At 65.5% G+C, this 24892-nt stretch carries 22 protein-coding genes and 1 pseudogene; 18 read left to right on the forward strand and 5 right to left on the reverse strand.

All coding sequences use genetic code 11. The annotated features are described in order from the left end of the window. Window positions 1-89: 89 nt before the first annotated feature. On the forward strand, window positions 90-446 hold the full coding sequence (locus CA2_RS13235) for a DUF1304 domain-containing protein (RefSeq protein WP_174435618.1): 357 nt from the start codon (window positions 90-92) through the stop codon (window positions 444-446). A 116-nt stretch (window positions 447-562) separates the two neighbouring features. On the opposite strand, the gene CA2_RS13240 is transcribed toward CA2_RS13235, so the two are convergent. Genes CA2_RS13240 through CA2_RS13250 form a run of 3 tightly spaced genes read right to left on the reverse strand, consistent with a single transcriptional unit; the run spans window position 563 to window position 3499 of the window. Continuing rightward, window positions 563-1603, reverse strand: coding sequence for a DctP family TRAP transporter solute-binding subunit (locus CA2_RS13240; RefSeq protein ID WP_042418079.1), 1041 nt, complete (start codon window positions 1601-1603; stop codon window positions 563-565). A gap of 55 nt (window positions 1604-1658) precedes the next feature. Further along, window positions 1659-2957: a TRAP transporter large permease gene (locus tag CA2_RS13245; RefSeq protein ID WP_042418081.1), complete on the reverse strand. Its 1299-nt coding sequence runs from the start codon at window positions 2955-2957 to the stop codon at window positions 1659-1661. Beyond that, window positions 2954-3499 carry a TRAP transporter small permease gene (locus CA2_RS13250; protein WP_042418084.1) on the reverse strand — a complete coding sequence of 182 codons (546 nt, stop codon included), beginning with the start codon at window positions 3497-3499 and terminating at the stop codon, window positions 2954-2956. Before CA2_RS13250 ends, CA2_RS13245 begins: the two co-directional genes overlap by 4 nt. Before the next feature lie 197 nt (window positions 3500-3696). Here CA2_RS13250 and CA2_RS13255 point away from each other — a divergent pair, with 197 nt between their 5' ends. The 5 genes and pseudogenes from CA2_RS13255 to CA2_RS13275 all read left to right on the forward strand — a co-directional run bounded on the left by CA2_RS13255 (window position 3697) and on the right by CA2_RS13275 (window position 8201). After that, window positions 3697-4647, forward strand: coding sequence for a LysR substrate-binding domain-containing protein (locus CA2_RS13255; RefSeq protein WP_042418087.1), 951 nt, complete (start codon window positions 3697-3699; stop codon window positions 4645-4647). 346 nt (window positions 4648-4993) lie between these two features. After that, a pseudogene (locus CA2_RS13260) lies at window positions 4994-5895 on the forward strand (amino acid ABC transporter substrate-binding protein). 107 nt (window positions 5896-6002) lie between these two features. Further along, window positions 6003-6758, forward strand: coding sequence for an amino acid ABC transporter permease (locus tag CA2_RS13265; RefSeq protein ID WP_042418090.1), 756 nt, complete (start codon window positions 6003-6005; stop codon window positions 6756-6758). Between the two features lie 3 nt (window positions 6759-6761). Further along, window positions 6762-7433, forward strand: a complete 672-nt coding sequence (locus tag CA2_RS13270) for an amino acid ABC transporter permease (RefSeq protein ID WP_042418093.1) — start codon at window positions 6762-6764, stop codon at window positions 7431-7433. A 30-nt stretch (window positions 7434-7463) separates the two neighbouring features. After that, window positions 7464-8201 (forward strand): amino acid ABC transporter ATP-binding protein, encoded by a 738-nt coding sequence (locus CA2_RS13275; protein WP_042418096.1) that lies wholly within the window; start codon window positions 7464-7466, stop codon window positions 8199-8201. A 106-nt stretch (window positions 8202-8307) separates the two neighbouring features. Here CA2_RS13275 and CA2_RS13280 read toward each other — a convergent pair whose 3' ends face one another. Beyond that, window positions 8308-9087, reverse strand: a complete 780-nt coding sequence (locus CA2_RS13280; RefSeq protein ID WP_042418100.1) for a siderophore-interacting protein — start codon at window positions 9085-9087, stop codon at window positions 8308-8310. Window positions 9088-9173: 86 nt separating this feature from the next. On the opposite strand from CA2_RS13280, the gene pyrC reads away from it, so the two are divergent. From pyrC to CA2_RS17665, 4 genes are all read left to right on the forward strand, one after another. Further along, window positions 9174-10217: a dihydroorotase gene (gene pyrC, locus CA2_RS13285; protein WP_042418103.1), complete on the forward strand. Its 1044-nt coding sequence runs from the start codon at window positions 9174-9176 to the stop codon at window positions 10215-10217. A 151-nt stretch (window positions 10218-10368) separates the two neighbouring features. Next, window positions 10369-11253: an NYN domain-containing protein gene (locus CA2_RS13290; protein WP_042418105.1), complete on the forward strand. Its 885-nt coding sequence runs from the start codon at window positions 10369-10371 to the stop codon at window positions 11251-11253. Window positions 11254-11451: 198 nt separating this feature from the next. After that, a complete protein-coding gene (gene htpX, locus CA2_RS13295) occupies window positions 11452-12324 on the forward strand; it encodes a protease HtpX (protein WP_042418108.1) in 873 nt (290 codons plus the stop codon). A 163-nt stretch (window positions 12325-12487) separates the two neighbouring features. After that, on the forward strand, window positions 12488-13120 hold the full coding sequence (locus tag CA2_RS17665; RefSeq protein WP_217997639.1) for a YXWGXW repeat-containing protein: 633 nt from the start codon (window positions 12488-12490) through the stop codon (window positions 13118-13120). A gap of 120 nt (window positions 13121-13240) precedes the next feature. Here the strand turns inward: CA2_RS17665 and CA2_RS13300 are convergent, their stop codons facing one another. After that, on the reverse strand, window positions 13241-14146 hold the full coding sequence (locus CA2_RS13300; RefSeq protein WP_042418111.1) for a LysR family transcriptional regulator: 906 nt from the start codon (window positions 14144-14146) through the stop codon (window positions 13241-13243). 126 nt (window positions 14147-14272) lie between these two features. On the opposite strand from CA2_RS13300, the gene CA2_RS13305 reads away from it, so the two are divergent. The 8 genes from CA2_RS13305 to CA2_RS13340 all read left to right on the forward strand — a co-directional run bounded on the left by CA2_RS13305 (window position 14273) and on the right by CA2_RS13340 (window position 24725). Next, the gene (locus tag CA2_RS13305) at window positions 14273-16390 is read left to right on the forward strand and encodes a 3-hydroxyacyl-CoA dehydrogenase NAD-binding domain-containing protein (protein ID WP_042418114.1); all 2118 of its coding nucleotides are present in this window, start codon (window positions 14273-14275) and stop codon (window positions 16388-16390) included. A 286-nt stretch (window positions 16391-16676) separates the two neighbouring features. Next, a complete protein-coding gene (locus CA2_RS13310) occupies window positions 16677-17873 on the forward strand; it encodes an acetyl-CoA C-acyltransferase (protein ID WP_042418117.1) in 1197 nt (398 codons plus the stop codon). Between the two features lie 76 nt (window positions 17874-17949). Continuing rightward, on the forward strand, window positions 17950-19149 hold the full coding sequence (locus CA2_RS13315; protein WP_042418121.1) for an acyl-CoA dehydrogenase family protein: 1200 nt from the start codon (window positions 17950-17952) through the stop codon (window positions 19147-19149). A gap of 144 nt (window positions 19150-19293) precedes the next feature. Next, complete coding sequence (locus CA2_RS13320) at window positions 19294-20430, forward strand: acyl-CoA dehydrogenase family protein (protein WP_042418123.1); 1137 nt, start codon at window positions 19294-19296, stop codon at window positions 20428-20430. A gap of 68 nt (window positions 20431-20498) precedes the next feature. Beyond that, window positions 20499-21305, forward strand: coding sequence for an oxepin-CoA hydrolase, alternative type (locus tag CA2_RS13325; RefSeq protein WP_042418126.1), 807 nt, complete (start codon window positions 20499-20501; stop codon window positions 21303-21305). A 33-nt stretch (window positions 21306-21338) separates the two neighbouring features. Next, complete coding sequence (locus CA2_RS13330; RefSeq protein ID WP_042418129.1) at window positions 21339-22580, forward strand: CaiB/BaiF CoA transferase family protein; 1242 nt, start codon at window positions 21339-21341, stop codon at window positions 22578-22580. 101 nt (window positions 22581-22681) lie between these two features. Then, entirely contained in the window at window positions 22682-23683 is a 1002-nt protein-coding gene (locus tag CA2_RS13335; protein ID WP_042418132.1) for a Bug family tripartite tricarboxylate transporter substrate binding protein, read from the forward strand. 73 nt (window positions 23684-23756) lie between these two features. Next, on the forward strand, window positions 23757-24725 hold the full coding sequence (locus tag CA2_RS13340; RefSeq protein ID WP_245620961.1) for a Bug family tripartite tricarboxylate transporter substrate binding protein: 969 nt from the start codon (window positions 23757-23759) through the stop codon (window positions 24723-24725). Window positions 24726-24892 lie beyond the last annotated feature (167 nt).

The following is a 24892-nucleotide window of genomic DNA, read 5'->3' on the forward strand; positions in this document are numbered from 1 at the left end:
GCCGGCGTGCGCCCGTTGCCCCATGGGTGCCCCTGCGGGGCGCAGCCCAGGGGCCTCCACCATCACTACCCACATCGGGAGCCTCACACATGCAATGGCTGGCCAGTTTCCTTGTCGCCGCGGTGGCGATCTTGCACCTCTACATCCTCGTGCTGGAGATGTTTCTGTGGACCAAGCCCCAGGGCCGCCGGGCATTCGGCATGACGCAGGAGCAGGCCCAGCAGACCAAGGTGCTGGCGGCCAACCAGGGGCTGTACAACGGCTTCCTGGCCGCGGGGCTGATCACGGGCCTGTGCATGGGCGCCGAAGGGCTGGCCTTCCAGGTCTTCTTTCTGGTCTGCGTCATGGTTGCCGGGGTCTATGGCGCGATGACGGCCTCCAAAAAGATCTTGTTCATCCAGACTGTGCCGGCCGCCCTGGCCCTGGCCGCCGTGCTGGCGGCATGAGCCGGCCTGCGCTGCCCCTGCGGGCACGGGTGCGGGCGGGGCAGGCATAAAAAAACGGCGCAGACCGTGCTTGGGTCTGCGCCGTGCAAGCGGGGCCGGTCAGGCCCCGTAATGCATCACTGCTTGCGTGCGGCAATCGCCTTTTCGGCCATGTCCACCAGGTTGGTGCCGATCTGCGGCTTCCACTTGGTGTAGACGCTCTTGGTGGCGTCGGCAAATACCTTGCGCTGCGCGGGGCTCAGGTCGGTCACGGTCACGCCCTGGGCGGTCAGCTCCTTGACCAGGGGCTTGTCGGCCTCGCTCATGCCCTTGCGGGAGATGGCGATCTGCTCCTTGGCGGCATCCAGCGCGGCTTGCTTGACGATGGCCTGGTCGACCGGGGTCCAACTGGCCCACACGTCCTTGTTCACCACGTAGATCAGCGGGTCGTTCATGTAGCCCCACAGCGTCATGTGCTTCTGGCCCACGGTGCTCAGCTTGGCGGCCATGTACACGGACACGGGGTTTTCCTGGCCGTCCACGGCACCGCTGGCCATGGCGGGCTGGGCATCGGCCCAGCTCATCTGTGTGGGGTTGGCACCCAGGGCGGTGAAGGTGTCCAGGAACAGTGGCGAGCCGACCACGCGGATCTTCATGCCCTTGAGGTCTTCGGGCTTGCTGATGGCCTTCTTGGAGTTGGAGATCTCGCGGTAGCCGTTCTCGCCCCAGGCCAGGGGCAGCACGCCGGCCTTGTCGATGGTCTTGAAGATTTCCTGGCCGACCTGGCCCTGGACCACGGCGTCCACGGCCGCATAGTCGGGGAACAGGAAGGGCAGCGAGAACAGGTTCAGCGCCTTGACCTGGGGCGACCAGTTGATGGTGGAGCCCACGGCCATGTCGATCACGCCCTGGCGGATGGCGCTGAATTCGCGCGTCTGGTCACCCTGGACCAGCGAGGTGCCGGGGTAGAGCTTGATGTTGATGCGGCCCTGGGTGCGCTCGCGCACCTTGTCGGCCCATATTTCCGCGCCCTTGCCCCAGGGGAAGGCCGTGCCCAGCACCACGGACAGGCGGTACTCGCTCTTGTAGTTGGCGGGCGCCTGGGCGTGCGCAGGCAGGCCCAGGGTCAGCAGGGTGGCGGCAGCGGCCGAGGCCGTCAGAAAGGTACGCAGTTGCATGGGTTGTCTCCTCTTGGGTTGGGTTTTTGCAAGCACTCGGGGGAAAGCGGGGGGCTCAGTAGCCCAGTCGGGCCGGCAGCCATAGCGCCAGTTGCGGGAAGGCAATCACCAGCAGCATGACCAGGAACATGGCGATCAGCATCGGGATGACCCAGCGCACGGTGGATTCCATGGGCACGCCGGCGATGCGACAGGACACCATCAGGTTCACGGCCAACGGCGGCGTGAACTGGCCCAGGGCCACCTTCAGCGTCAGGATCACACCGAACCACACGGGGTCCCAGCCGTAGTGCTGCATGATGGGCAGCAGCAGCGGCACGAAGATCAGGAAGATGGAGATGCCGTCCAGGAACATGCCCACGGTGATCAGCAGCAGGATCAGCAGCATCAGCACGCCGTACTCGCCCAGGCCCGACTGCACGATGGCCTTGGCCACCGGATCGATCACGCCCAGCGTGGACAGCGAGAAGGCGAAGATGCCCGCCAGCGACACCACCAGCAGGATCACGGCCGACAGCTCGCCCGCCTCGCGCAGGATGGGGAACAGGTCGCGCACGCCGATGGTGCGGTGGATGCACATGCCCACGAACAGGCCGTAGAACACGGCGACCACGGCCGCCTCGGTGGGGGTGAACCAGCCGGCGCGCATGCCGCCCAGGATCAGCACCGGGGCCGCCAGACCCCAGATGGCCTCCTTGAAGCTTTGCCACAGCGCGGGGCGCGGCAGATCGGCTTCGAGGTGGCCCATCTTGTGGCGGCGTGCCATCCACACAGCGGGCACGACCAGGGCCAGGCCGGCCAGGATGCCGGGGATCATGCCGGCCGCAAACAGCGCCGGCACCGAGGCGCCGGGCACCAGCACCGAGTAGATGATGAACGCCACAGAGGGCGGGATCAGGATGTCCGTGGCGGCGGCGGCGCCGACCACGCTGGCCGAGAAGCTGCCGGGGTAGCCGGCCCGGTACATGGCCGCAATCATCACCCCGCCCACGGCGGCGGCATTGGCCGGGCCGGAGCCCGAGATGCCGCCCAGGAACATGGCCACGGCAATCGCCACCAGCGGCAGCATGCCGGGGCCACGGCCGACGATGGCGATCGCAAAGTTCACCAGCCGCGCGGCCACGCCGGAGCGGTCGAAGATGGACCCCACCAGCACGAACATGGGGATGGCCAGCAGTGGGTACTTGCCCAGGCCGGCATAGAAGTTCTGCGGCACGGCCAGCAGGCCGAACCATTGCACATCCAGGTTGGCCAGCGCAATGCAGGCCGCGCCCGCCAGGCCCAGGGCCGCGCCGATCGGCACGCCCAGGAACATCAGGACCAGAAAGGCCACGAACAGTAGGGCAGCGATCATGCGGACTCCTGCTCGTCGGTGGCCACTGCCTCGAACTGCGCCAGGCGGCCCTGGCGCCGGAACAGGCCGATGGCCCGCGCCGTGATGGCCAGCGAGCAGATCGGCAGCCACACGGAATACCACCACTGCGGCACACCGATGCCGGGCGAGGTTTCCTCATAGCGCCAGTCGTCCCAGACGACGCGTGCGCTGAGCGCCGCAATCAAAGCAAAAAGCAGAGCTACTGACGCAGAACCCAGACGGGCTAGCAGCTGTTTTCGTGCAGCAGTGCCGCGGCTGGTCAGGAATTCGATGCGGATGTGCTGGTCGCGGGCGACGGCGGCACTGCCTGCCACCATGGCCAGCAGGATCATCAGGAAGATGGAGATTTCCTCGGTCCAGGCAAACGAGGCGTCGGTGAAATAACGCACCAGGACGTTGGCGAAGGTGATCAGGGCCAGCAAGGCCATGATGATGACGGTGAGCCAGTCTTCAATGCGCAGGGCACGTGGCTGCTCGGGGCCTTCGGCCGGTGGGGCCGGGCTGTGGGAAGGTTCGGACATGTCGCGGAATCGTGAACAAAAGCAAGGCAAACGCTAGTGCGATTCCGGTCCTGTCGGTGTTGTGCACGCACAGCCGGACGCTGAGCCCTAGCACGGATGGCAGCGAGAACTCGAAACGCATTATTGAGACTTTCGCAGCCCTTGGCTATGCGGGTGGCCCTAGGGTGTCAGGCTACGGCAAGGCGATAATCACGGGCATGGAAACCAAATGGCTTGAAGATTTTGTCAGTCTGGCTGAAACGCGCAGCTTCAGCCGCTCTGCCCAGTTGCGCCACGTCACGCAGCCGGCTTTCTCGCGCCGCATCCAGGCGCTGGAGGCCTGGGCCGGGACCGACCTGGTGGATCGCAGCTCTTACCCCACGCGTCTGACGTCGGCGGGCAAGACCATGTACGACCAGGCGCTGGAGATGCTACAGTCCCTGCAGAGCACGCGCTCCATGCTGCGGGCCCATGCCAGCAGCGACAAGGGCATGGTCGGCTTTGCCGTGCCGCACACCCTTGCCTTCACCTTCTTCCCGGCCTGGGTGTCACAGGTGCAGGAGCAGTTCGGCTCCTTCAAGAGCCGCCTGATCGCCCTCAACGTCCACGATGCGGTGATGCGCCTGGTCGAAGGTGGCTGTGACCTGCTGATTGCTTATCACCACAGCTCCCAGCCTTTCCAGCTGGACATGGCGCGCTATGAAATGGTGCGCCTGGGTGAAGAGTTGCTGGCGCCGTATGCCAAGCCCGATGCCAACGGCAAGCCCCTGTTCATGCTGCCGGGCCATGCCAGCGAGCCCCTGCCGTTCCTGGCCTACGGCCCGGGCGCCTACCTGGGGCGCCTGACCGAATTGCTGCTCAAGGAGGCTTCCATGCCGGTGCACCTGGAGCGGGTCTACGAAACCGACATGGCCGAAGGCCTCAAGGCCATGGCCATCGAGGGCCATGGCGTGGCCTTCCTTCCGTACAGCGCGGTGCGCAACGAGCTGCAGTCCGGCCGCCTGGTCAGTGCCGTGCCCGAGGGGTCGCAGAAGTTCCAGCTACCCATGGATGTGCTGGCCTACCGGGAAAAGCCCACCGGCAAGGACGGCGCCAAGAGCGTGGTCCAGGCCCTGTGGAGCTTCCTGCAATCCCAGGCCGAAGGGCTGGAGAAAACCAAGGCACAGTGAGGTTCTTACCCTAAGAGTTGGCACAGGTATTGCTTGCATCTGCGGCAGTGCCTCCCGAGAAAAAAGCGACTTTCCCGAGGCCGAGAACGTCGTTTTTTTTCATTGGTCCGCGGTCTGGATGCAAGAAAACTGCCTGTTCTAGGTGTTTCTCCTGATCAAGCTTCTTCTTCAAATTGGTGCATACCTTTTAGGATGGAAGTCATTCCGCTTGGCTATGCCGGGTGGCGGAAAAGTCTGTCGCGTAGCTGACAAGCTGTGGCAGATTATGTACATTGTGCATGACCTCATGCGTAAGCTGTCGGCTGCATGAGATTGCGTTGTCTCTAGTAAATCTGAGGAGCACTGAATGAAGAAACATTTGCTGGCCGTGGCTGTGATGGCATTGGCTGCTGGTAGCGCCATGGCGCAGGCCAACGACACATTGGCCAAGGTGAAATCGTCGGGCAGCATCACCCTGGGTGTGCGCGAATCTTCGGGTGCACTGGGTTACACCCTGGGCGATGGCAAGTACGTGGGCTTTCACACCGAGATGGCGGAAAACATCGCTTCTGACCTGCGCAAGCAACTGGGCCTGTCCAAGCTGGAAACCAAGTACCAGCCCGTGACGTCGCAAAACCGTATTCCACTGGTAGTGAACGGCACCGTGGACCTGGAGTGCGGCTCCACCACCAATGACCTGAACCGTCAAAAGGACGTGGACTTCGCCAACACCACCTACGTGGAGCAGGTGCGCATCGCCGTGAAGGCCAATTCCGGCATCAACGATGTCAAGGACCTGAACGGCAAGACCGTGGCCACCACCACGGGCACGACCTCGGTGCAACTGCTGCGCCAGAACAAGCGCGCCGAAGGCATCGAGTTCAAGAACATCATGGGCAAGGACCACGCCGACAGCTTCCTGCTGCTGGAAACCGGCCGTGCCGATGCGTTCGTGATGGACGGCTCCATCTTGGCGGGCAACATCTCCAAGTCCAAGAATGCCAAGGACTTCAAGATCGTGGGCGAACCCCTGTCCACCGAGCCGATCGCCTGCATGGTGCGCAAGAACGACCCCGCCTTCCTGAAGGCCGTGAACGACTCGATCGCCCGCCAGGTCAAGGATGGCACGCTGGCCAAGCTGTGGGACAAGTGGTTCATCCAGCCTATCCCTCCCGCCAACGTGGCGGTGGGCCTGTGCCCCTATCGGAAGCCACCAAGAATGCTTGGAACAACCCCAACAACAAGCCTAAGGAAGATTACAACAAGTAATTCTTAGCCGACGCGATGCGCCCCACCTGCATCTTGCGGGCCGGGGCGTTTTGCGTTGGAGGGCCTGTCATAGACGGGCATAAGGTGGTTAACTGGAAGGAAATCCTATGAATTGGGATTGGCAAATGTTCTGCGAGGACACGCTGGACCGCACGGTGCGCGAAGGCTGTTTTGGCAAGGACGGCGACATCACCTACCTGGACTGGATGCTGTCGGCCTGGGGCTGGACCGTGTCCGTGTCCCTGCTGGCGCTGGTGCTGGCTTTGGTGGTGGGTGTGGTGATCGGTACCTTGCGTACCTTGGAAAACCGTCCCTGGACGGTGCGTTTCGGCAATGCGTGGGTGGAGTTTTTCCGCAATATCCCGTTGCTGGTGCAAATTTTTATCTGGTACCACGTGGTGCCATCCATCTTCCCGGCGATGAAGTCCGTCTCGGGCTTTGTGCTGGTGGTGTTGGCCTTGGGCTTTTTCACTTCGGCGCGTATTGCCGAGCAGGTGCGCTCCGGCATCCAGGCGCTGCCACGCGGGCAGCGCTATGCGGGCATGGCCATGGGGTTCACCACCTGGCAGACCTACCGCTACGTGCTGCTGCCGAATGCCTTCCGCATCATCATTCCGCCGCTGACCAGCGAGACGATGAACATCTTCAAGAACTCGTCGGTGGCGTTTGCGGTGTCGGTGACCGAGCTGACCATGTTCGCCATGCAGGCACAGGAAGAAACGGGTCGCGGCATCGAGGTCTATTTGGCGGTGACCGGCCTGTACATCGTCTCGGCCTTCACCATCAACCGCATCATGGCCTTCATTGAAAAGCGCGTGCGTGTGCCTGGTCTGGTGGCGCCCGGTGCGGCGGGAGGGCACTAAACCATGAATTTCTCTTTGGACTGGTCGTTTTACAACTGGGACCTGATCAGCAACTTTGTGATCAAGGGCCTGGGTTTCAGCCTGATGCTGACCGTCATCGCCACCCTGGGCGGCATCTTCTTCGGCACGGTGCTGGCGTTGATGCGGCTGTCGGGCAAGAAGTGGCTGGATCTGCCTGCCACCATCTACGTCAACGGCATGCGTTCCATTCCGCTGGTGATGGTGATCCTGTGGTTCTTCCTGCTGGTGCCCCTGGTGATCGGCAAGCCGATCGGCGCTGAGATGTCGGCCATCATCACCTTCATCGCCTTCGAGGCGGCCTACTTCTCCGAGATCATGCGTGCGGGCATCCAGTCCGTGCCGCGTGGCCAGGTGTTTGCCGGCCAGGCCCTGGGCATGACCTATGGGCAGAACATGCGCCTGGTGGTGCTGCCACAGGCCTTCCGCAACATGCTGCCGGTGCTGCTGACGCAGACCATCATCCTGTTCCAGGACACGTCCCTGGTGTACGCAATCGGTGCCTACGACATGCTCAAGGGCTTCGAGGTTGCCGGCAAGAACTTTGGTCGCCCGATGGAAGCCTATCTGGCCGCCGCCGTTATTTACTTTGTGATCTGCTTTGCCCTGTCCTACTGGGTCAAGCGCCTGCACAAGAAGATCGCCATCATCCGTTGATGTGCGCTCTGCAAGATTGAGGATTTATTCATGATCGAACTCAAGAACGTCTCCAAGTGGTACGGCAGCTTCCAGGTGCTCAACGACTGCTCCACCCACATCAAAAAGGGTGAAGTGGTGGTGGTGTGCGGCCCCTCGGGCTCCGGCAAGTCCACGCTGATCAAGACCATCAATGCGCTGGAGCCCATCCAGAAGGGCGAGATCTGGGTGAACGGCACGCCCGTGCACGACCCCAAGACCAACCTGCCCAAGCTGCGCTCCACCGTGGGCATGGTGTTTCAGCACTTCGAGCTGTTCCCCCACCTGACGGTGACTGAGAACCTGACGATCGCACAGATCAAGGTGCTGGGCCGCAGCCCCGACGAAGCCAAGGTGCGTGGCCTGAGGATGCTGGACCGCGTGGGCCTGATGGCGCACAAGGACAAGGTGCCCGGCCAGCTGTCGGGTGGCCAGCAGCAGCGCGTGGCGATTGCCCGTGCGCTGTCCATGGACCCGAACGTGATGCTGTTTGACGAGCCCACATCGGCGCTGGACCCCGAAATGGTGGGCGAAGTGCTGGACGTGATGGTGAGCCTGGCGCACGAAGGCATGACCATGATGTGCGTGACGCACGAAATGGGCTTCGCCAAGAAGGTGGCCAGCCGCGTGATCTTCATGGACGTGGGCGGCAAGATCCTGGAGGACTGCACCAAGGAAGACTTCTTTGGCAATCCCGATGCGCGCCAGCCCCGGACCAAGGACTTTCTGGGCAAGATCCTGCAGCACTGAGCGCAGGCCCCAGGCACCCCAAAAGCCGCTGTCACCAGCGGCTTTTTTTATGACAAAAAGGCCTGAAACGCTTATGCAGTGTGCGTTGATTGCTATGGTTGCTGCATCATTCCTGGTCGGCCAGCTCGGCGTGGTGCGCGGCTTCGCCGTGCTTCCAGTAGGCGGCGATGCGCATGCGCTTGGGCGAGGCACCCTTGGCCAGCGCGATCTTGCGCAGGGCGGCCATGTCGCTGTGTTCGCCGGCGGCCCAAACAAAGCCGCTGCCCTCGGGCAGCGCCAGAGCCTCGGCGGCATCGGTCAGCGCATCCACCCACTGCAGATCGACCTGGGCCTGCGAGGGCAGGGCGCGGCGGTCGGCCTCGGGCACGGCCAGGCGCACCGTCACCTGGGCGCTGGCGGGCAGCTCGGCCAGGGCGCGCTCGACGGCCGGCAGGCCGCTGGCATCGGCCAGCATCCAGTACCAGTCAAAGTCCTTGCGGATCACCAGCGAGCCACGCGGGCCGGCCGCGCCCACCCACGAACCCATGGCAGCGGTGCGTGCCCATTCGGTGGCGGGGCCGTGGTCGTGCAGGGCAAAGTCCACGGTCAGGGTGTTGGTGGTCCAGCGCAGCGGCGTGTAGTCGCGCATGGTGGGGCGGGGACCGTCGACCATGGGCTTGCCGTCCACCAACTGGGGCAGCAGGGGCTTGTCCAGGCCGGACTGCGGCAGGATGAGCTTGAAGTGGTCATCAAACCCCGCGCTGGCGAAGTCGCGCAGCTCGCCCACCAGGGTCAGGCGCAGAAAGCCGGGGCTGATCTGCTCGCGCGACAGCAGTTGCAGGTGGCGGGCCTTGAAGGGGTGGCGAACGCGTTCAAAAGCAGGGGAAGAGGTCACTTCGGTGGTCATTGTGCTGTGTTTTTAAATGAGAGTGCTTCTCATTATGCACATGCGCAGGATTTCTGCAGGACCGCAGTCAATGGGACAATACGGCCATGACTGCCCCCACGACCCTCACCCTGACCCGTCCCGATGATTGGCACCTGCACGTGCGCGATGGCGATGCCATGCGCTGCGTGGTGCCGCACAGCGCCCGCCAGATGGGCCGCGCCATCATCATGCCGAACCTGAAGCCGCCCGTGACCACGGCCGAGATGGCGCTGGCTTACCGCGCGCGCATTCTGTCGGCCGTGCCCGCCGGCAACCAGTTTCAGCCGCTGATGACGCTGTACCTGACGGACAACCTGGGCCCCGAGGGGATCGTGCGCGCCAAGGCCGCCGGCGTGGTGGCCTGCAAGCTGTACCCCGCAGGTGCCACGACCAATTCCGACCATGGTGTGACCGACCTGCGCAAGATCTACCCCACGCTGGAGGCCATGCAGCGCGAGGGCCTGGTGCTGCTGGTGCACGGCGAAGTGACCGACGCCAGCATCGACCTGTTCGACCGCGAGGCGGTGTTCATCGAGCAGCAGCTCCAGCCCCTGCGCCAGGATTTCCCCGAGCTCAAGATCGTCATGGAGCACGTGACGACCAAGGAAGCGGCCGAGTACGTGGCCGCTGCCGACGACTTCCTGGGCGCCACCATCACGCCCCAGCACCTGCTGTTCAACCGCAACGCCATCTTCCTGGGCGGCGTGCGCCCGCACTTCTACTGCCTGCCGGTGCTCAAGCGCGAAACCCACCGCCTGGCCCTGGTGCAGGCCGCCACCAGCGGCAGCAAGAAGTTCTTCCTGGGCACCGACAGCGCGCCCCATGCCGCCCACCTCAAGGAAGCGGCCACGGGCTGCGCCGGCTGCTACAGCGCCCACGCGGCGATCGAGATGTACGCCGAGGTGTTTGACAACGCCGGCGCCCTGGACAAGCTGGAAGCCTTTGCCTCCTTCAACGGCGCGGACTTCTACGGCCTGCCGCGCAACACCGACACCATCACCCTGGTCAAGGAAAGCTGGACCCCGCCCGCCAGCTTCGAGTACGGCGAAGGGGCCCAGCTCAAACCGCTGCGCTTTGGCGAAGCCCTGCCCTGGAAGCTGCTGGACTGAAAAAAGAGAAGCTGCCTGCGCTGGATTTGCAAGGAATTCAGGCGCAAAGCCTGCTGAAAACCAGCAAGGAGCTGCGCAAGCAGCTCCTTTTTTTGTATTGGCAAGCCGCGGTGGCTCGGGTAGGCTGTGCAGCAGTCCAAGGAGTGCCTGCATGCCCACCGATGTCCAGCCGCGAATCGCCCTCTTGATCGATGCCGACAACGCCCCGTCGGAGATGATCGATGAAATCCTGACCGAGCTGTCCACTTTCGGCGTCATCAACACCCGCCGTGCCTATGGCAACTGGACCAAGCCCGGCCTGCACGGCTGGCAGTCCAAGCTGCTGGAGTACGCCCTGCGGCCCATGCAGCAGTTCGACTATTCCAAGGGCAAGAACGCCACCGACATGGCCATGACCGTGGACGCCATGGAGCTGCTCTATACCGAAAAGCCCGATGCCTTCGGCATCGTCTCCTCCGACGCCGACTTCACCCCGCTGGTCATGCACCTGCGCGCCAAGGGGGCGGCCGTCTATGGCTTTGGCGCCAGCCAGACGCCCAAGGCCTTCGTCAACGCCTGTTCGCGCTTTCTGTACTTCGATGCGCTGTCGGAGCTGGGCGACGGCGTCACCAGCCGGGCCGAGCGCCGCAGCCTGGCGCAGGAGGCGGAGGCCGGCGACAGCCTGGACCTGCCCGGCGTGCCGGTGCCCGAGCCGGCCGCCACGGCGCCGGCCGGGGCACCGCTGGCGCTGGATGTGGCCCAGCCCTGCGGCTTCAGCCTGCGCGTGCCCTCGCAGCAGCTGCGCCAGGACCGCCAACTGGTCGCCATGCTGCGCGATGCCGTCAAGGCCACCCAGGACGAAAGCGGCTGGGCCCGCGTCGGCGCCGTGGGCACGCACATCGGCAACAAGCTGCCCTTCGATGCACGCAACTACGGCTACGCCACCCTGACCAAGCTGCTGGCGGCCACCCAGATGTTCGAGCTGCGCGACGAGGGCACCTCGCGCGTGGCCGTGCGCGACAAACGCTTTGTGGAACTGCCCGCGCCCGGCAAGTAGGACGATGCTGTCAGCAGGCCGGGCCGGCGAACTTTTCCTTCTATGATGACTCCCTCACATCGCGCGGCAGGCACTCCATAAGATCACGACAACATCGGAGCCTGGGACTGGTGACAAGCGCTTGAATCTGGCTGCCGGCGCCCCCAACTGGCAGGCTGTGGGCCCTGGGCCCGATTTCCCCTGGTGGAGAAACTCACAATGAAACGAATCGCTCTTTTTCTGTTGACCAACATTGCCGTGGTGGCGGTGCTGGGCATCACGGCCAGCCTGCTGGGCGTGAACCGCTTCCTGACCGCCAACGGCCTGAACCTGGGGGCGCTGCTGGGCTTTGCCTTCATCATGGGCTTTGGCGGCGCCATCATCTCGCTGCTGATCTCCAAGCCCGTGGCCAAGTGGAGCTCGGGCGTGCACGTGATCGAGCAGCCCCGCAACGCCGACGAAGCCTGGATCGTGGACACCGTGCGCAAGTTCGCCGACAAGGCTGGCATCGGCATGCCCGAAGTCGGGATCTACGAGGGTGAACCGAACGCGTTTGCCACCGGCGCCTTCAAGAACAGCGCCCTGGTGGCCGTGTCCACCGGCCTGCTGCAGGGCATGACGCGCGAAGAGGTCGAGGCTGTGATCGGCCACGAGGTGGCGCACATCGCCAACGGCGACATGGTGACCATGACGCTGATCCAGGGCGTGATGAACACCTTCGTGGTGTTCCTGTCGCGCGTCATCGGCTATGCCGTGGACAGCTTCCTGCGCAAGGGCGATTCCGAAAGCTCCGGCCCCGGCATTGGCTACTACGTGACCACCATCGTCATGGACATCCTGCTGGGCTTCGTGGCCGCCATGATCGTCGCCTGGTTCTCGCGCCAGCGCGAGTTCCGTGCCGACGCCGGTGCCGCCCAACTGATGGGCCGCAAGCAGCCCATGGTGAACGCCCTGGCGCGCCTGGGCGGCATGGTCCCTGGCGAGCTGCCCAAGAGCATGCAGGCCATGGGCATCACCGGTGGCATTGGCAAGCTGTTCTCCAGCCACCCGCCCATTGAAGAGCGCATTGCGGCGCTGCAAAACAGCCACTGAAGCGTGCGATGTGTCGGCCCTGCCTGCGCCGACACATCTTGCGCGGCTTCTTTACCCGCGCTTTACAGCTTCGACAAGAACCCCGGTCAGCATCGTGCCGGGGTTTTGCGTTATGGAATGTGTCACCTTGTTAGGAGCTGCTATGCGATGGACTGATTCCTCTGTGCGATGGACCCGCTTCAGCCCGCGCGGCTGGGCGGCGCTGGGTGTGGCAGGGGCGGTGGCTCTGCTCAGTGGCTGCGTGGTGGCTCCGGTGGATGACGGCTATGCCGACTATGGTTACTCCAGCACCACGGTCTACACCACCTATGGCTATCCGCCACCCCCGCGCGTCGAGTACCGCACTGTGGCACCCGCGCCCAACTACATCTGGATTGGTGGGGACTGGTTCTGGACCGGCAACCGCTATGACTGGCGCCCTGGGCGCTGGGCACCCCCCGGCTACCACTATGTGCCGCCCCCACCACCGCGGCCCCATTTCCGGCCGCCGCCACCGCCGGTGCGCCCGGCGCCCTGGCCCTTGCGGCCCGAAGTGCGCCCCGATGACCGGCCCCGTCCGCCGTTCTGGCGTCCTGACGACGGACCGCGCCCGCCCCAGGTGCGGCCCGATCGCCCAGACCGTCCGGACCGTGGGGAGGGCCGCCCACCGCAATGGCGCCCGGATGGCGATGGCCGCCTCCAGGTGCGCCCGGACCGGCCGCGTCCCCCCGAGGGCCGGCCCGAGCGTCCGTTGCGGGAAGAGGGGCGCGCCTGGCCCTCGCACCGGCGCGACCGTGAAGAGGGGGGCCGCGACTGAGCGTGCGCGGCGATCCCACAGCACCCGCAGGCCTGTGCCTGCGGGTTTTTTAATGGCCGTGGGGCCTGGGCCTGGGCCGGAGCTTGTGGGGTTGGTAGGGCTGGGCCGCAGCCCCTGGCGTCATGCCGTCGTGGGCTGGGCCTCGCCGCGGGCCTTGGCCAGCAGAAAGTCGATGCAGGTGCGCACCGCCCGGGTCTGGTGGCGGTTGGGCAGGTACAGCAGGTACATGTGCGTGCCGAAGATGCTCAGCCGGTAGTCGTGCAAGGTGGTCAGCACCTCGCCGGTGGCCACCTTGTCCTGCACCACATAGTCGGGCACCAGGCCCACGCCCAGGCTGGCCAGGATGCCCTGGCGCAGGAAGGGAAAGTGCTCGGAGATGATGGTCGGCTCCAGCGTCACCTCCTGGCGCTCCAGCCCCTGGTAGGCCGCCAGGCGCAGCTGGCGCCCCATCACGCCGGCGGTGATCAGCGGGCTGGCGCGCAGCTCCATCAGCGTCTGCGGCAGGCCGTGCTGCGCAGCGTAGTCCCTGGAGGCGCAGGCCACATAGCGCACATCGCCCAGGCTGCGCGCCACCACGGACAGGGGCGGCTCCTGCATCACGCGGATGGCGATGTCGACCTCGTCGCGCAGGTTGTCGGCGCGGTTCTCGAACAGCACGTCCAGCACGATGCCGGGGTACAGCCGCTTGAACTCGATCAGCCAGTCGCTCACCACGATCTGGCCATAGCCGCTGGGCACGCTGATGCCCACGCGCCCGCGCAATTCCTGGCCCAGGCTGGTGATGGTCTCGCGCGCGGCCAGCATTTCGTTGTGGATGTTGCGCCCGTGCTCGTACAGGCGCAGCCCGACCTCGGTGGGCTCCACCCGGCGCGTGGTGCGCTTGACCAGTTGCACGCCGACCGACTTTTCCAGCTGCGACAGGTGGTAGCTGACGTTGGCCCGCGTCATCTTCAGCTTGCGCGCGGCCTGGCTGAGGTTGCCGCTGTCGATGATCTCCACCAGCAGGGTGAGTGACTGCAGGTCCATTGCGGGTTTTCCCTGGTGATTGTCTAAATTTATTTGACGGTCTGTCAATTATTGAGGTGATTGTAAAGAGCCTTTGTCGTAGTACAAACGGCTTTTCCCTGAAAACCGATTTCCGGAGACACGCGCATGAGTTCCGACAACACCGCTTCTGTGGTCCAAACCCGCCTCGATGGCGAGGTGCTGGTGGTCAGCATCCACAACCCCCCCGTCAATGCACTGGGTCAGGCCGTGCGCGCCGGTTTGCTGGCCGCCGTGGAGCAGGCTGCGGCCGATGCGGCCGTGAAGGCCCTGCTGATCGTCGGTGAGGGCAAGGCCTTCATCGCCGGCGCCGACATCCGTGAATTCGGCAAGCCCGCCATGCCCCCCTCGCTGCCCGAGGTCTGCAACGCGATTGAAGCCAGCCCCAAGCTGGTGGTGGCGGCCATCCACGGCCCCGCCCTGGGGGGCGGCCTGGAGGTGGCGCTGTCGGCCCACTACCGCCTGGCACTGCCCAAGGCGCTGCTGGGCCTGCCCGAAGTGAACCTTGGCCTGCTGCCCGGCGCCGGCGGCACCCAGCGTGCCCCGCGCGTGATGGGCGTGAAGGCCGCCACCGAGCTGATGCTCAGCGGCAAGCACCTGTCGGCCAAGGCCGCAGCCGCAGCCGGCCTGGTGGACCAACTGGTGGACGGTGACGATGTGACCGCCGCCGGCCTGGCCTATACCCGCGGCCTGCTGGCGGCCGGCGCCCCCGTGCGCCGCACCCGCGACATCGAGATCACCGACAAGGTCGGGGCCCTGGCCGAGCTGGAAGCCCTGGCCATCGACACCGCCAAGAAGGCGCGTGGCCTGTTCTCGCCGCTGAAAATCATCGAGTGCGCCAAGGCCGCCGTGAACCTGCCGTTCGAGCAGGGCCTGGCCCATGAGCGCGCCCTGTTCGTGCAGTGCCTGGAAAGCCCCCAGCGCCAGGGCCTGATCCATGCCTTCTTCGCCGAGCGCGAGACCGCCAAGATCCCCGAAGCCAAGGCCGCCGCACCGCGTGCCTTTGCCAAGTTGGCCATCATCGGTGGCGGCACCATGGGCGCCGGCATCACCGTGGCGGCGCTGGACGCCGGCTACCCCGTGATCATGGTCGAGCGCGATGCCGAGTCCATCGCCCGGGGCCAGGCCAATGTGGAAAAGGTCTACAACGGCCTGATCGCCAAGGGCCGCCTCACCGAAGAGGGCAAGGCCGCCATCATGGCGCGCTACACCCCTTCGACCAGCTACGACGACCTGCAGGACGTGGACCTGGTGATCGAGGCCGTGTTCGAAGACCTGGAAGTCAAGAAGGCCGTGTTCAAGGAACTGGACCGCGTCTGCAAGCCCGGCGCGGTGCTGGCCACCAACACCTCCTACCTGGACATCGACGCGATTGCTGCCGCCACGGCCCGCCCACAGGACGTGATCGGCCTGCACTTCTTCAGCCCGGCCAACATCATGAAGCTGCTGGAGATCGTGGTGCCCGCCAAGGTCTCGGCCGATGTCGTGGCCACCGCGTTTGAGCTGGCCAAGAAGCTGAAGAAGGTGCCCGTGCGCGCCGGCGTCTGCGATGGCTTCATCGGCAACCGCATCCTGGCCGTGTACAAGCAGGCCGCCGATTACATCATGGAAGACGGTGCTTCGCCCTACGAGATCGATGCGGCCGTGCGCGGCTTTGGCTACCCCATGGGCCCCTTCCAGGTCACCGACCTGGCTGGCGGCGACATCGGCTGGGCCACGCGCAAGCGCCGCGCCGCGACGCGCGACCCCAAGGCGCGCTACGTCGAGGTGGCCGACCGCATCTGCGAGAACGGCTGGTTCGGCCAGAAGACCGGCCGCGGCTTCTACCTGTACCCGCAAGGCGCGCGCGTCGGCCAGCCCGACCCCGAAGTGCTGGCGATTGTCGACGCCGAGCGTGCCAAGAAGGGCGTGACGCCACGCCAGTTCACCCCCGAGGAAATCATGCGCCGCTACATGGCCGCCATGGTCAACGAAGGCGCCAAGGTGGTCGAAGAGGGCATCGCCCTGCGCCCCCTGGATGTGGACGTGACCTTCATCTCCGGCTACGGCTTCCCCCGCTGGCGCGGCGGCCCCATGAAGTGGGCCGACATGCAGGGCCTGGACAAGATCCTGGCCGACATCCAGACGTTCGAACAGGAAGACCCGCTGTTCTGGAAGCCCGCCGCCCTGCTGAAAAAGCTGGTCGCCGAAGGCAAGAACTTTGACAGCCTGAACCAGGCGGACTAAAGCCTGCCCAGGGGTGGCCACCTGCACAGGGCACCACCTCCGTCAGGCTGCGTGATCGGCGTGCGCCGCCGCGTGCGGCGCACAAAGAGGAAGGGCCGCAAGGCCCATCAGGGAGTACCGGGGGCACACAAAAACCAGGCCACCGGGCCGCACGTTCAAGGTGCGGCATCAAAAAGAGAAGCTGGAAGCGCAATAACAAACAGGCTTTCCATATCAAAAGTATTGGAAAGACTTGAAACAACAGCGCTGACAGCTATCCAAACCAATTCAACCGAGACAACACACCATGCGCGAAGCCGTCATCGTTTCTACCGCCCGCACGCCGCTGACCAAGTCCCACCGCGGCGAGTTCAACATCACGCCCGCCGCCCAGCTGGCCGCGTTTTCCGTCAAGGCCGCGGTGGAGCGCTCGGGCGTGGACCCCGCCATGATCGAGGACCTGATCCTCGGCTGCGGCAACCCCGACGGCTTCCAGGGCCGCAACCTGGGCCGCCAGGCCGTGCTGCGCGCCGAGCTGCCGCTGAGCATTGCCGGCACCACCATCACGCGCTACTGTGCCTCGGGCCTGCAGTCCATCGCCATCGCGGCGGGCCGCGTGGTGGCCGAAGGCGTGGACGCCATGCTGGCCGGCGGTGTGGAAACCATCTCCGGCATTCGCGCCGGCAACAACCTGCCCACCGACATGGATCCCTGGCTGGTCGAGCGCAAGCCCGAGCTGTTCATGGCCATGATCGACACCGCCGACGTGGTGGCCAAGCGCTACAACATCAGCCGCGAAGACCAGGATGCCTTCTCGCTGTTGAGCCAGCAGCGCACCGCCGCCGCGCAGGCGGCCGGTCTGTTTGGCAACGAAATCATTCCTTGCGCCACGAAGATGGCGGAGAAAAACAAGGACACCGGCGAAGTCACCTACCGGGACGTCATCGCCACCCAGGACAACTGCAACCGCGCCAGCACCACGCTGGCCGGCCTGGCCAAGCTGGAGCCCGTGAAGGGCCCTGGCAACTTCATCACCGCGGGCAATGCCTCGCAGCTGTCCGACGGCTCGAGCGCCTGCGTGGTGGTCGAGGCCAAGGTGGCCGAGCGCCTGGGCCTGCAGCCGCTGGGGGCCTTCCGCGGCTTTGCCGTGGCCGGTTGCGAGCCCGACGAGATGGGCATCGGCCCCGTGTTTGCCGTGCCCAAGCTGCTGGCCCGCCACGGCCTGACGGTGGACGACATCGACCTGTGGGAGCTGAACGAAGCGTTTGCCTCCCAAGCCCTGTACTGCCAGCGCCAGCTGGGCATTCCCACCGAGCGCCTGAACGTCAATGGCGGCGCCATCTCCATCGGCCACCCGTTTGGCATGACCGGCGCGCGCCTGGCCGGCCACATCCTGCTGGAAGGCCAGCGCCGCAAGGCCAAGGACCCGTCGGTCAAGTACGGCGTGGTGACCATGTGCATTGCCGGTGGCATGGGCGCAGCGGGCTTGTTTGAGATCTTTTGATCACGCCCTGCGCGGCAGGGCATACAGATTTGAAGTTTGACGGCGTACCGCGCCACGGATTACTGAGGACATCGCAATGGATTTGCAATTCACCCCCCAAGAAGAGGCGTTCCGCGCCGAAGTGCAGGCTTTCCTGAAGGACAAGCTGCCCCAAAACATCGCTAACAAGGTCAAGGCCGGCCAGCGCCTGAGCAAGGAAGACCAGGCCCAGTGGCACGCCATCCTGAACGAGCGTGGCTGGTACGCCAACCACTGGCCCCAGGAACACGGCGGCCCCGGCTGGGGGGCGGTGGAAAAGTTCATCTTCGACACCGAGTGCGCCCTGGCCGGTGGCCCGCGCATCGTGCCGTTTGGCGTGAACATGCTGGGCCCGGTGCTGATCAAGTACGGCAGCGAGGCGCAGAAGAAGTACTGGCTGCCCCGCATCCTGAACGGCGATGACTGGTGGTGCCAGGGCTATTCGGAACCCGGTGCGGGCTCCGATCTGGCCTCGGTCAAGACCACGGCCGTGCGCGACGGCGACCACTACATCGTCAACGGCCAGAAGACCTGGACCACCCAGGGCCAGCACGCCAACATGATCTTCTGCCTGGTGCGCACCAACAAGGACGCCAAGGCCCAGGCCGGCATCAGCTTCCTGCTGGTGGACATGAACACCCCCGGCGTGGAGCTGCGCCCCATCCGCACGCTGGACGGCGACAAGGAAGTCAACGAGGTCTTCTTCACCGACGTTAAGGTGCCCGTCGAAAACCTGGTGGGTGAAGAGAACAAGGGCTGGACCTACGCCAAGTACCTGCTGACCTATGAGCGCACCGGCATCGCGGGCGTGGGCTTTTGCATCTCGGCGCTGGCCAAGCTCAAGGTCATCGCCGCCAAGGTGCACAAGAACGGCCAGCCACTGAACCAGGATCCGCTGTTCGCCGCCCGCATGGCGCGCGTCGAGATCGACCTGGAAAACATGAAGACCACCAACCTGCGCGTGATCGCCGCCGTGGCCGGTGGCGGTGTGCCCGGTGCGGAAAGCTCCATGCTGAAGATCCGCGGCACCGAGATCCGCCAGGAAATCCTGTCGCTGATCCGCCGTGCCATGGGCGTGTATGCCGTGCCCTACATCGACGAAGCCCAGTACGAAGGCTACGACGACGCGCCGGTGGGCGGCATCGACGAGGCTGCGACTGCCTCGGCCAACTACTTCAACTACCGCAAGCTGTCGATCTTCGGCGGCTCCAACGAAATTCAGAAAAACATCATCTCCAAGATGATCCTGGGCTTGTAAATGTCCACCCCCTGAGTCGCTGCGCGCCTTCCCCCAAGGGGAACGACACCCTTGCTGCGAGGCGGCTCTTGCTCGGTGTCTCCCTCGAAAGCGGTGATGCCGAGCGATCTGGATAGATGACCTGTTGGGTAGAAAGAATTTGTCATGAACTTCACACACACCGAAGACCGCCGCATGCTGGCGGACAGCCTGAACCGTTTCGTGGCGGAGCAGTACGGCATCGAGCACCGCAACCAGCTGGCCTATGGCGACGAAGGCCACAGCCCCGCGCTGTACGCCCAGTTCGCCGAGCTGGGCGCCATCGGCGCGCTGTTCCCTGAAGACGCGGGCGGCTTTGGCGGCTCGGGCTTCGACATCAGCGTGGTGTTCGAATCGCTGGGCCGCGGCCTGGTGGCCGAGCCCCTGCTGGGCGCCCTGGTCGTGGGCCAGGCGCTGATTGTCGCGGGCACCGAATCGCAAAAGCAGCGCCTGGACGACATCATCGCCGGCGGCGTGATCGCTGCCCTGGCGCACGACGAACCCGGCAGCCACTACGAGCTGAACAAGGTCACCGCCACGGCCGCCAAGACTGCCACGGGCTGGGTGCTGAACGGCGCCAAGAGCGTGGTGGCCTTGGGCGAAAAGGCCGACCTGCTGCTGGTGTCGGCACGCACGGCCGGTGGTGCCTTTGACGAAGCCGGCATCAGCCTGTTCCTGGTGGATGGCACCATGGCCGGTATCGGCAAGCGCGGCTACAGCTGCTTTGAAGGTGGCCGCGCCGCCGAGTTGACTTTCAACAACGTGCAGCTGGGTGCCGACGCCCTGCTGGGGGCCGAAGGCCAAGGCTATGGCCTGCTGGAGCACATCCAGGGTTATGCCCTGCTGGCGCTGGCGGCCGAGGCCCTGGGCGCCATGGACGTGGCCAAGCAGTACACGCTGGAGTATCTGCAGACCCGCAAGCAGTTCGGCGTGGCCATTGGCACCTTCCAGGCCCTGCAGCACCGCATGGCCGATCTGCTGCTGGAGGTGGAGCAGGTGCGTTCGACCGTGATCAACGCGGCCGATGCCATCGACAACGCCCAGGGCGTGGAGCGCGCCAAGATGCTGGCCGCGGCCAAGTACACCGTGGGCTACGCGGGCACGCTGGTGGCCGAGGAAAGCATCCAGATGCATGGCGGCATCGGCATGACCTGGGAGCTGCCCCTGGCGCACTACGCCAAGCGCCTGGTCATGATCGACCACCAGTTCGGTGACGAAGACCACCACCTGGCGCGCTTCATGGCGCTGAGCCAGGCCGTCTGAGTCCCAGGCCGCCCGGGCGGCCGGCCCCGGCACCCACCGACCACGACAACAAGCCAAGGAGACATGCGGTGAACGATGCATTGCTGATTCGTCGCGAGGGGAATGTGCTCATCCTCTCCAACAACAACGTGGCCGCGCGCAACGCGCTGTCGCCCGAGTTCTATGCGGCCGTCACCACCGCGCTGGCGGACGCCGCGGCCGATGCCAGCATCGGCGCGGTCATCCTGACCGGCGAAGGCGGGCATTTCTGTGCCGGTGGCGATCTGCGTCAGCTGGCCAAGCGCCGCGAGCTGCCCGTGGAGCAGCGCCGCGAAAAGCTGGAAGGCCTGCACGACCTGATCCGCGCCGTGCGCGACTGCCCCAAGCCCGTCATTGCGGCGGTCGAAGGCGCGGCGGCCGGGGCTGGCCTGTCGCTGGCGCTGGCCTGCGACATGCTGGTGGCCGCGCGCGACAGCGTGTTCTCCGTGGCCTATGTGAAGGTTGGCCTGACGCCCGACGGCGGCGCCACGGCCTTCCTGTCCGAATTCGTCTCGCGCCAGGTGCTGACCGAGCTGTGCCTGACCGGTGAGCGCATCAGTGGCGAGCGCATGGAGCGCCTGGGCGCCGTCAACCGCCTGGCTGAACCCGGCCAGGCCATCGTGCTGGCGCTGGCGCTGGCGCAGCAGATCGCCCAGGGCCCCGAGCTGGCCATGGCGCGCATCAAGGACCTGTGCCGCCAGGCCCCCCGCAACACGCTGGAAGCACAGCTGGAGCTGGAAGCCCGCTACATGGTGCAGTCGCAGGAGACCGCCGAGTCGCGCGAAGGCATCGGTGCCTTCCTGGAAAAGCGCGCCCCCAGCTTCCGCCAGGCACCCAGCGTGCCGCTGACGCAGTAAACACCAGAACCACAGGCCCAGGGAGACCCTCACATGACCACCCAACCATTGCCCGACGACATCGACTTTCCGCTGGAAGGCGTGCGCGTGCTCGATCTGTCGCGGGTGTTTGCCGGCCCCTTGTGTGGCCAGGTGCTGGCCGACTTCGGTGCCGAAGTCATCAAGGTGGAGCACCCCGGCCGCGGCGATGACACGCGCGACTGGGGCATGCGCATCGGCCAGACCGAGACCACCTACTACAACAGCATGAACCGCAACAAGCGGTCCATCACGCTGGACCTGCAAAGCGCCGAAGGCGTGCAGATCATCTATGACCTGCTGCCGCAGTTCGACGTGGTGATCCACAACTTCAAGCACGGCGGTGCCGACAAGCTGGGCCTGGGCTACGACAAGCTCAAGTCCATCAAGCCCGACCTGATCTATTGCAGCGTGGCCGGCTACAACAGCGACACCCCCGAGGCCAAGCGCCCCGGCTACGACCTGGTGATCCAGGCCGAGGCCGGCCTGATGGCCATCAACGGCGAGGAGGGCACGCCCCCGCTGAAGTTCGGCGTGGCCGTGGTCGACCTGATGACCGGCATGTACGCCGCCCAGGCCGTGCTGGCGGCGCTGTACCGCCGCAGCCGCAACGGCCGGGGCCGCCAGATCGAGCTGGCGCTGTACGACTGCGGCATCACCATCAACGGCTACTACGCACTGGACGCCATGCTGCTGGGCCACGACACCCAGCGCTACGGCAACGCCCACCCGTCCATCGTGCCCTACGGCCTGTTCGAGGCGGCCGACGGCCCGCTGATCATCGGCGTGGGCAACAACCGCCAGTTCGAGGCCTTCTGCCGCCACGTCATCGACCGTCCCGACATCTTCGAAGACCCCCGCTACGCCACCAACGTGGAGCGGGCGCGCAACCGCCTCGAAGTGCTGCCCATGCTCAAGCAGATCATCGCCAGCCATCCGCGCCAGCAGCTGCTGGACCGCATGCACGCCGTGGGCATCCCCTGCGGCGAGGTGGCGGGCCTGCACGAGGCCCTGACCAGCCAGCGCACGCAGCAGGCCGGCATGTTCCACCAGATGCCGCACCCCGTGGCCGGTCAGACCTGGGTGTTTGCGCCGCCGTACCGCCTGGATGGCCAGCGTCTGCCGATCCGCAACGCCCCGCCCACCCTGGGAGAGGCCACGCGCGAAGTGCTGCAGCAACTGCTGTCCATGAGCGATGCACAGCTGCAGGCGCTGAAGGACAAGGGCGTGCTGACGCTGCCCGAGCAACAAGGCTGATTTTTGCCAAGCCGGACCGCCTGCGACGGCCCCACCAGAGGGCTGCGCGGCAAGGACCGAGGGCCGGCTTCCACCGTTCCGTTCAACAGGGAGACAACCACATGGACCGTATCACCATCCCCCGCCGCCAGTTCCTGGCCGCCACGGCCGCGGCCGCCGGCACCAGCCTGGTCGGCCTGCCCGCCTGGGCCAAGGCCGCTTACCCCAGCAAGCCCGTGCGCTTCATCGTGCCCTTCAATCCCGGCGGCGCCACCGACATCGTGGCGCGCGTGCTGGCCGAGGCCGTGTCCAAGAAGCTGGGCCAGCCCGTCATCGTGGAAAACAAGGCCGGTGCCTCGGCCATGCTGGGCACGGACATGGTCGCCAAGTCGGCCCCGGATGGCTACAACGTGGTGGTCTCGCTCAGCACCTCGCTGCTGATCAACCAGTTCCTGTACACCAAGATGGCCTACAACCCGCAGAAGGACCTGCTGATGCTGTCCTTGCTGGCCTCGGCCCCGGTGACCCTCGTGGTCCACCCCTCGGTGCCGGCCAACAACATGAAGGAGCTGCTGGCCTGGGTGAAGGCCCACAAGGGCAAGGTGTCCTATGGTTCCTGGGGCGTGGGCTCGTACGCCCACCTGGGCGGTGCCTACATGAGCAAGAGCATGGACGCCGACATGACCCACGTCGCCTACAAGGGCGAGGCGCCCATGATCCAGGAGCTGATCGGCGGCCAGCTGCAGCTGTGCTTCTCCAGCGCGCAGAACACCAAGCCCTTCATCGACAGCGGCCGCCTCAAGGCCATCGGCGTGACCGGCAAGAGCCGGATGTCCGTGCTGCCCCAGCTGCCCACCATCTACGAGCAGGGCGTGACCGATGACGCCTACGCCATCGCCGGCTTTGTCGGCATGGCCCTGCCTGCCGGCACGCCCAAGGACGTGGTGGACGTGCTGTCCGCCGCCATCCAGGACGCCGCGCAGGACCCCAAGGTCAAGGAGCGCATCGACGGCGCAGGCTTCCTGCCCGTCTTCAGCAGCCCCGAAGGCTTTGCCAAGACCTATGCCCAGGCCGCACCCGTGTGGAAGTCGCTGATCGAAGTGGCCGACGCCCGGGTGGACTGACACCCCCGCGCAGGGCCTGGCCCTGCGCATGCATGACAACCAAACAGGAGACAAAGCAATGTACGCACACCCCATGACCCGACGCCTGGCGCTGGCCGCCGCAGCCACCGTGGTGGCCGGTTCCGCCTGGGCCCAGGCCGCCTGGCCCACCAAGCCCATCACCCTGATCGTGCCCTTCCCACCGGGCGGCCCCACCGACGTGGTCTCGCGCATCGTGGGCAAGGAGCTGTCCGATCGCCTGGGCCAGCCCATCATCGTGGAAAACAAGTCCGGTGCCTCGGGCGCCATCGCCGCCGGTCAGGTCAAGCGCGCTGCCCCCGATGGCTACACGCTGATGACCCTGGCCACGCCCACGCTGTTCGCGCCGCTGTTCTACAAGAACACCGGCTACGAGGTGACCCAGGACTTCACCCCCATCGCCATGATCTACGACCTGCCCATCGTGATGGTCGTCAACCCCGAAAAGCTGCCCGGCGTGACCACGCTGCAGCAGCTGATCGACACCGCGCGTGCGCAAAAGGGGGCCCTGAACTACACCACCAGCGGCGCCGGCAGCTTTGGCCACATGAGCATGGAACTGCTCAAGGACCTGGGCAAGTTCGACATGCAGCACGTGGCCTACAAGGGCGGTGTGCCCGCCATCACCGACACCATCGGTGGCCAGGTGCCCATCATGTACGCCGACCTGGTCGCGGCCCTGCCGCACATCAAGTCCGGCAAGCTGGTGGCCGTGGCCGTGGGCTCGCCCGAGCGCGTGGCCATGATTCCCGAGGTCAAGACCATCGCCGAACAAGGCATCAATGGCTTCTCCGCCGTGTCCCTGGGCGCCTTCCTCGGCCCCAAGGGCCTGCCCCCGGCCGTGGTCGAGCGCCTGAACAAGGAACTCAAGGAAATCCTGTCGCAAAAGGCCGTGCAGGACCGCATCCTGGGCGCCGGCGCGATTGCCCGCTACCTGCCCGCTGCCCAGCTGCAGCAAAGCCTGACCACCGACTACGCCAAGTGGAGCAAGGTGGTGCGTGAAAAGGGGATGGCAGCGGAGTGAGTCTGTGAGCGCCCCAGCCGCCCGCCAGGGCGGCTGGCAGGGCCGCCATCGCGCAGGTTTCACTAAACGTGATGGCGGTATTTTGAAATACTGAATTCATAGCTGCCAGCGCTTGCTGTATAAGCGTTGGTGACCGTTTTAACCAACAATCATTGAAAGAGCAAAAC

Origin of the sequence: Comamonas aquatica NBRC 14918, from assembly GCF_000739875.1 — a bacterium.
Taxonomy (GTDB): Bacteria; Pseudomonadota; Gammaproteobacteria; order Burkholderiales; family Burkholderiaceae_C; genus Comamonas; species Comamonas aquatica.

What these genes read in the sequence shown, in the direction of transcription:
- CA2_RS13235 (WP_174435618.1), top strand. Translation starts at nt 90, where the DNA reads ATGCAATGGCTGGCCAGTTTCCTTGTCGCCGCGGTGGCGATCTTGCAC.
- CA2_RS13240 (WP_042418079.1), bottom strand. Translation starts at nt 1,603, where the DNA reads ATGCAACTGCGTACCTTTCTGACGGCCTCGGCCGCTGCCGCCACCCTG.
- CA2_RS13245 (WP_042418081.1), bottom strand. Translation starts at nt 2,957, where the DNA reads ATGATCGCTGCCCTACTGTTCGTGGCCTTTCTGGTCCTGATGTTCCTG.
- CA2_RS13250 (WP_042418084.1), bottom strand. Translation starts at nt 3,499, where the DNA reads ATGTCCGAACCTTCCCACAGCCCGGCCCCACCGGCCGAAGGCCCCGAG.
- CA2_RS13255 (WP_042418087.1), top strand. Translation starts at nt 3,697, where the DNA reads ATGGAAACCAAATGGCTTGAAGATTTTGTCAGTCTGGCTGAAACGCGC.
- CA2_RS13265 (WP_042418090.1), top strand. Translation starts at nt 6,003, where the DNA reads ATGAATTGGGATTGGCAAATGTTCTGCGAGGACACGCTGGACCGCACG.
- CA2_RS13270 (WP_042418093.1), top strand. Translation starts at nt 6,762, where the DNA reads ATGAATTTCTCTTTGGACTGGTCGTTTTACAACTGGGACCTGATCAGC.
- CA2_RS13275 (WP_042418096.1), top strand. Translation starts at nt 7,464, where the DNA reads ATGATCGAACTCAAGAACGTCTCCAAGTGGTACGGCAGCTTCCAGGTG.
- CA2_RS13280 (WP_042418100.1), bottom strand. Translation starts at nt 9,087, where the DNA reads ATGACCACCGAAGTGACCTCTTCCCCTGCTTTTGAACGCGTTCGCCAC.
- pyrC (WP_042418103.1), top strand. Translation starts at nt 9,174, where the DNA reads ATGACTGCCCCCACGACCCTCACCCTGACCCGTCCCGATGATTGGCAC.
- CA2_RS13290 (WP_042418105.1), top strand. Translation starts at nt 10,369, where the DNA reads ATGCCCACCGATGTCCAGCCGCGAATCGCCCTCTTGATCGATGCCGAC.
- htpX (WP_042418108.1), top strand. Translation starts at nt 11,452, where the DNA reads ATGAAACGAATCGCTCTTTTTCTGTTGACCAACATTGCCGTGGTGGCG.
- CA2_RS13300 (WP_042418111.1), bottom strand. Translation starts at nt 14,146, where the DNA reads ATGGACCTGCAGTCACTCACCCTGCTGGTGGAGATCATCGACAGCGGC.
- CA2_RS13305 (WP_042418114.1), top strand. Translation starts at nt 14,273, where the DNA reads ATGAGTTCCGACAACACCGCTTCTGTGGTCCAAACCCGCCTCGATGGC.
- CA2_RS13310 (WP_042418117.1), top strand. Translation starts at nt 16,677, where the DNA reads ATGCGCGAAGCCGTCATCGTTTCTACCGCCCGCACGCCGCTGACCAAG.
- CA2_RS13315 (WP_042418121.1), top strand. Translation starts at nt 17,950, where the DNA reads ATGGATTTGCAATTCACCCCCCAAGAAGAGGCGTTCCGCGCCGAAGTG.
- CA2_RS13320 (WP_042418123.1), top strand. Translation starts at nt 19,294, where the DNA reads ATGAACTTCACACACACCGAAGACCGCCGCATGCTGGCGGACAGCCTG.
- CA2_RS13330 (WP_042418129.1), top strand. Translation starts at nt 21,339, where the DNA reads ATGACCACCCAACCATTGCCCGACGACATCGACTTTCCGCTGGAAGGC.
- CA2_RS13335 (WP_042418132.1), top strand. Translation starts at nt 22,682, where the DNA reads ATGGACCGTATCACCATCCCCCGCCGCCAGTTCCTGGCCGCCACGGCC.
- CA2_RS13340 (WP_245620961.1), top strand. Translation starts at nt 23,757, where the DNA reads ATGACCCGACGCCTGGCGCTGGCCGCCGCAGCCACCGTGGTGGCCGGT.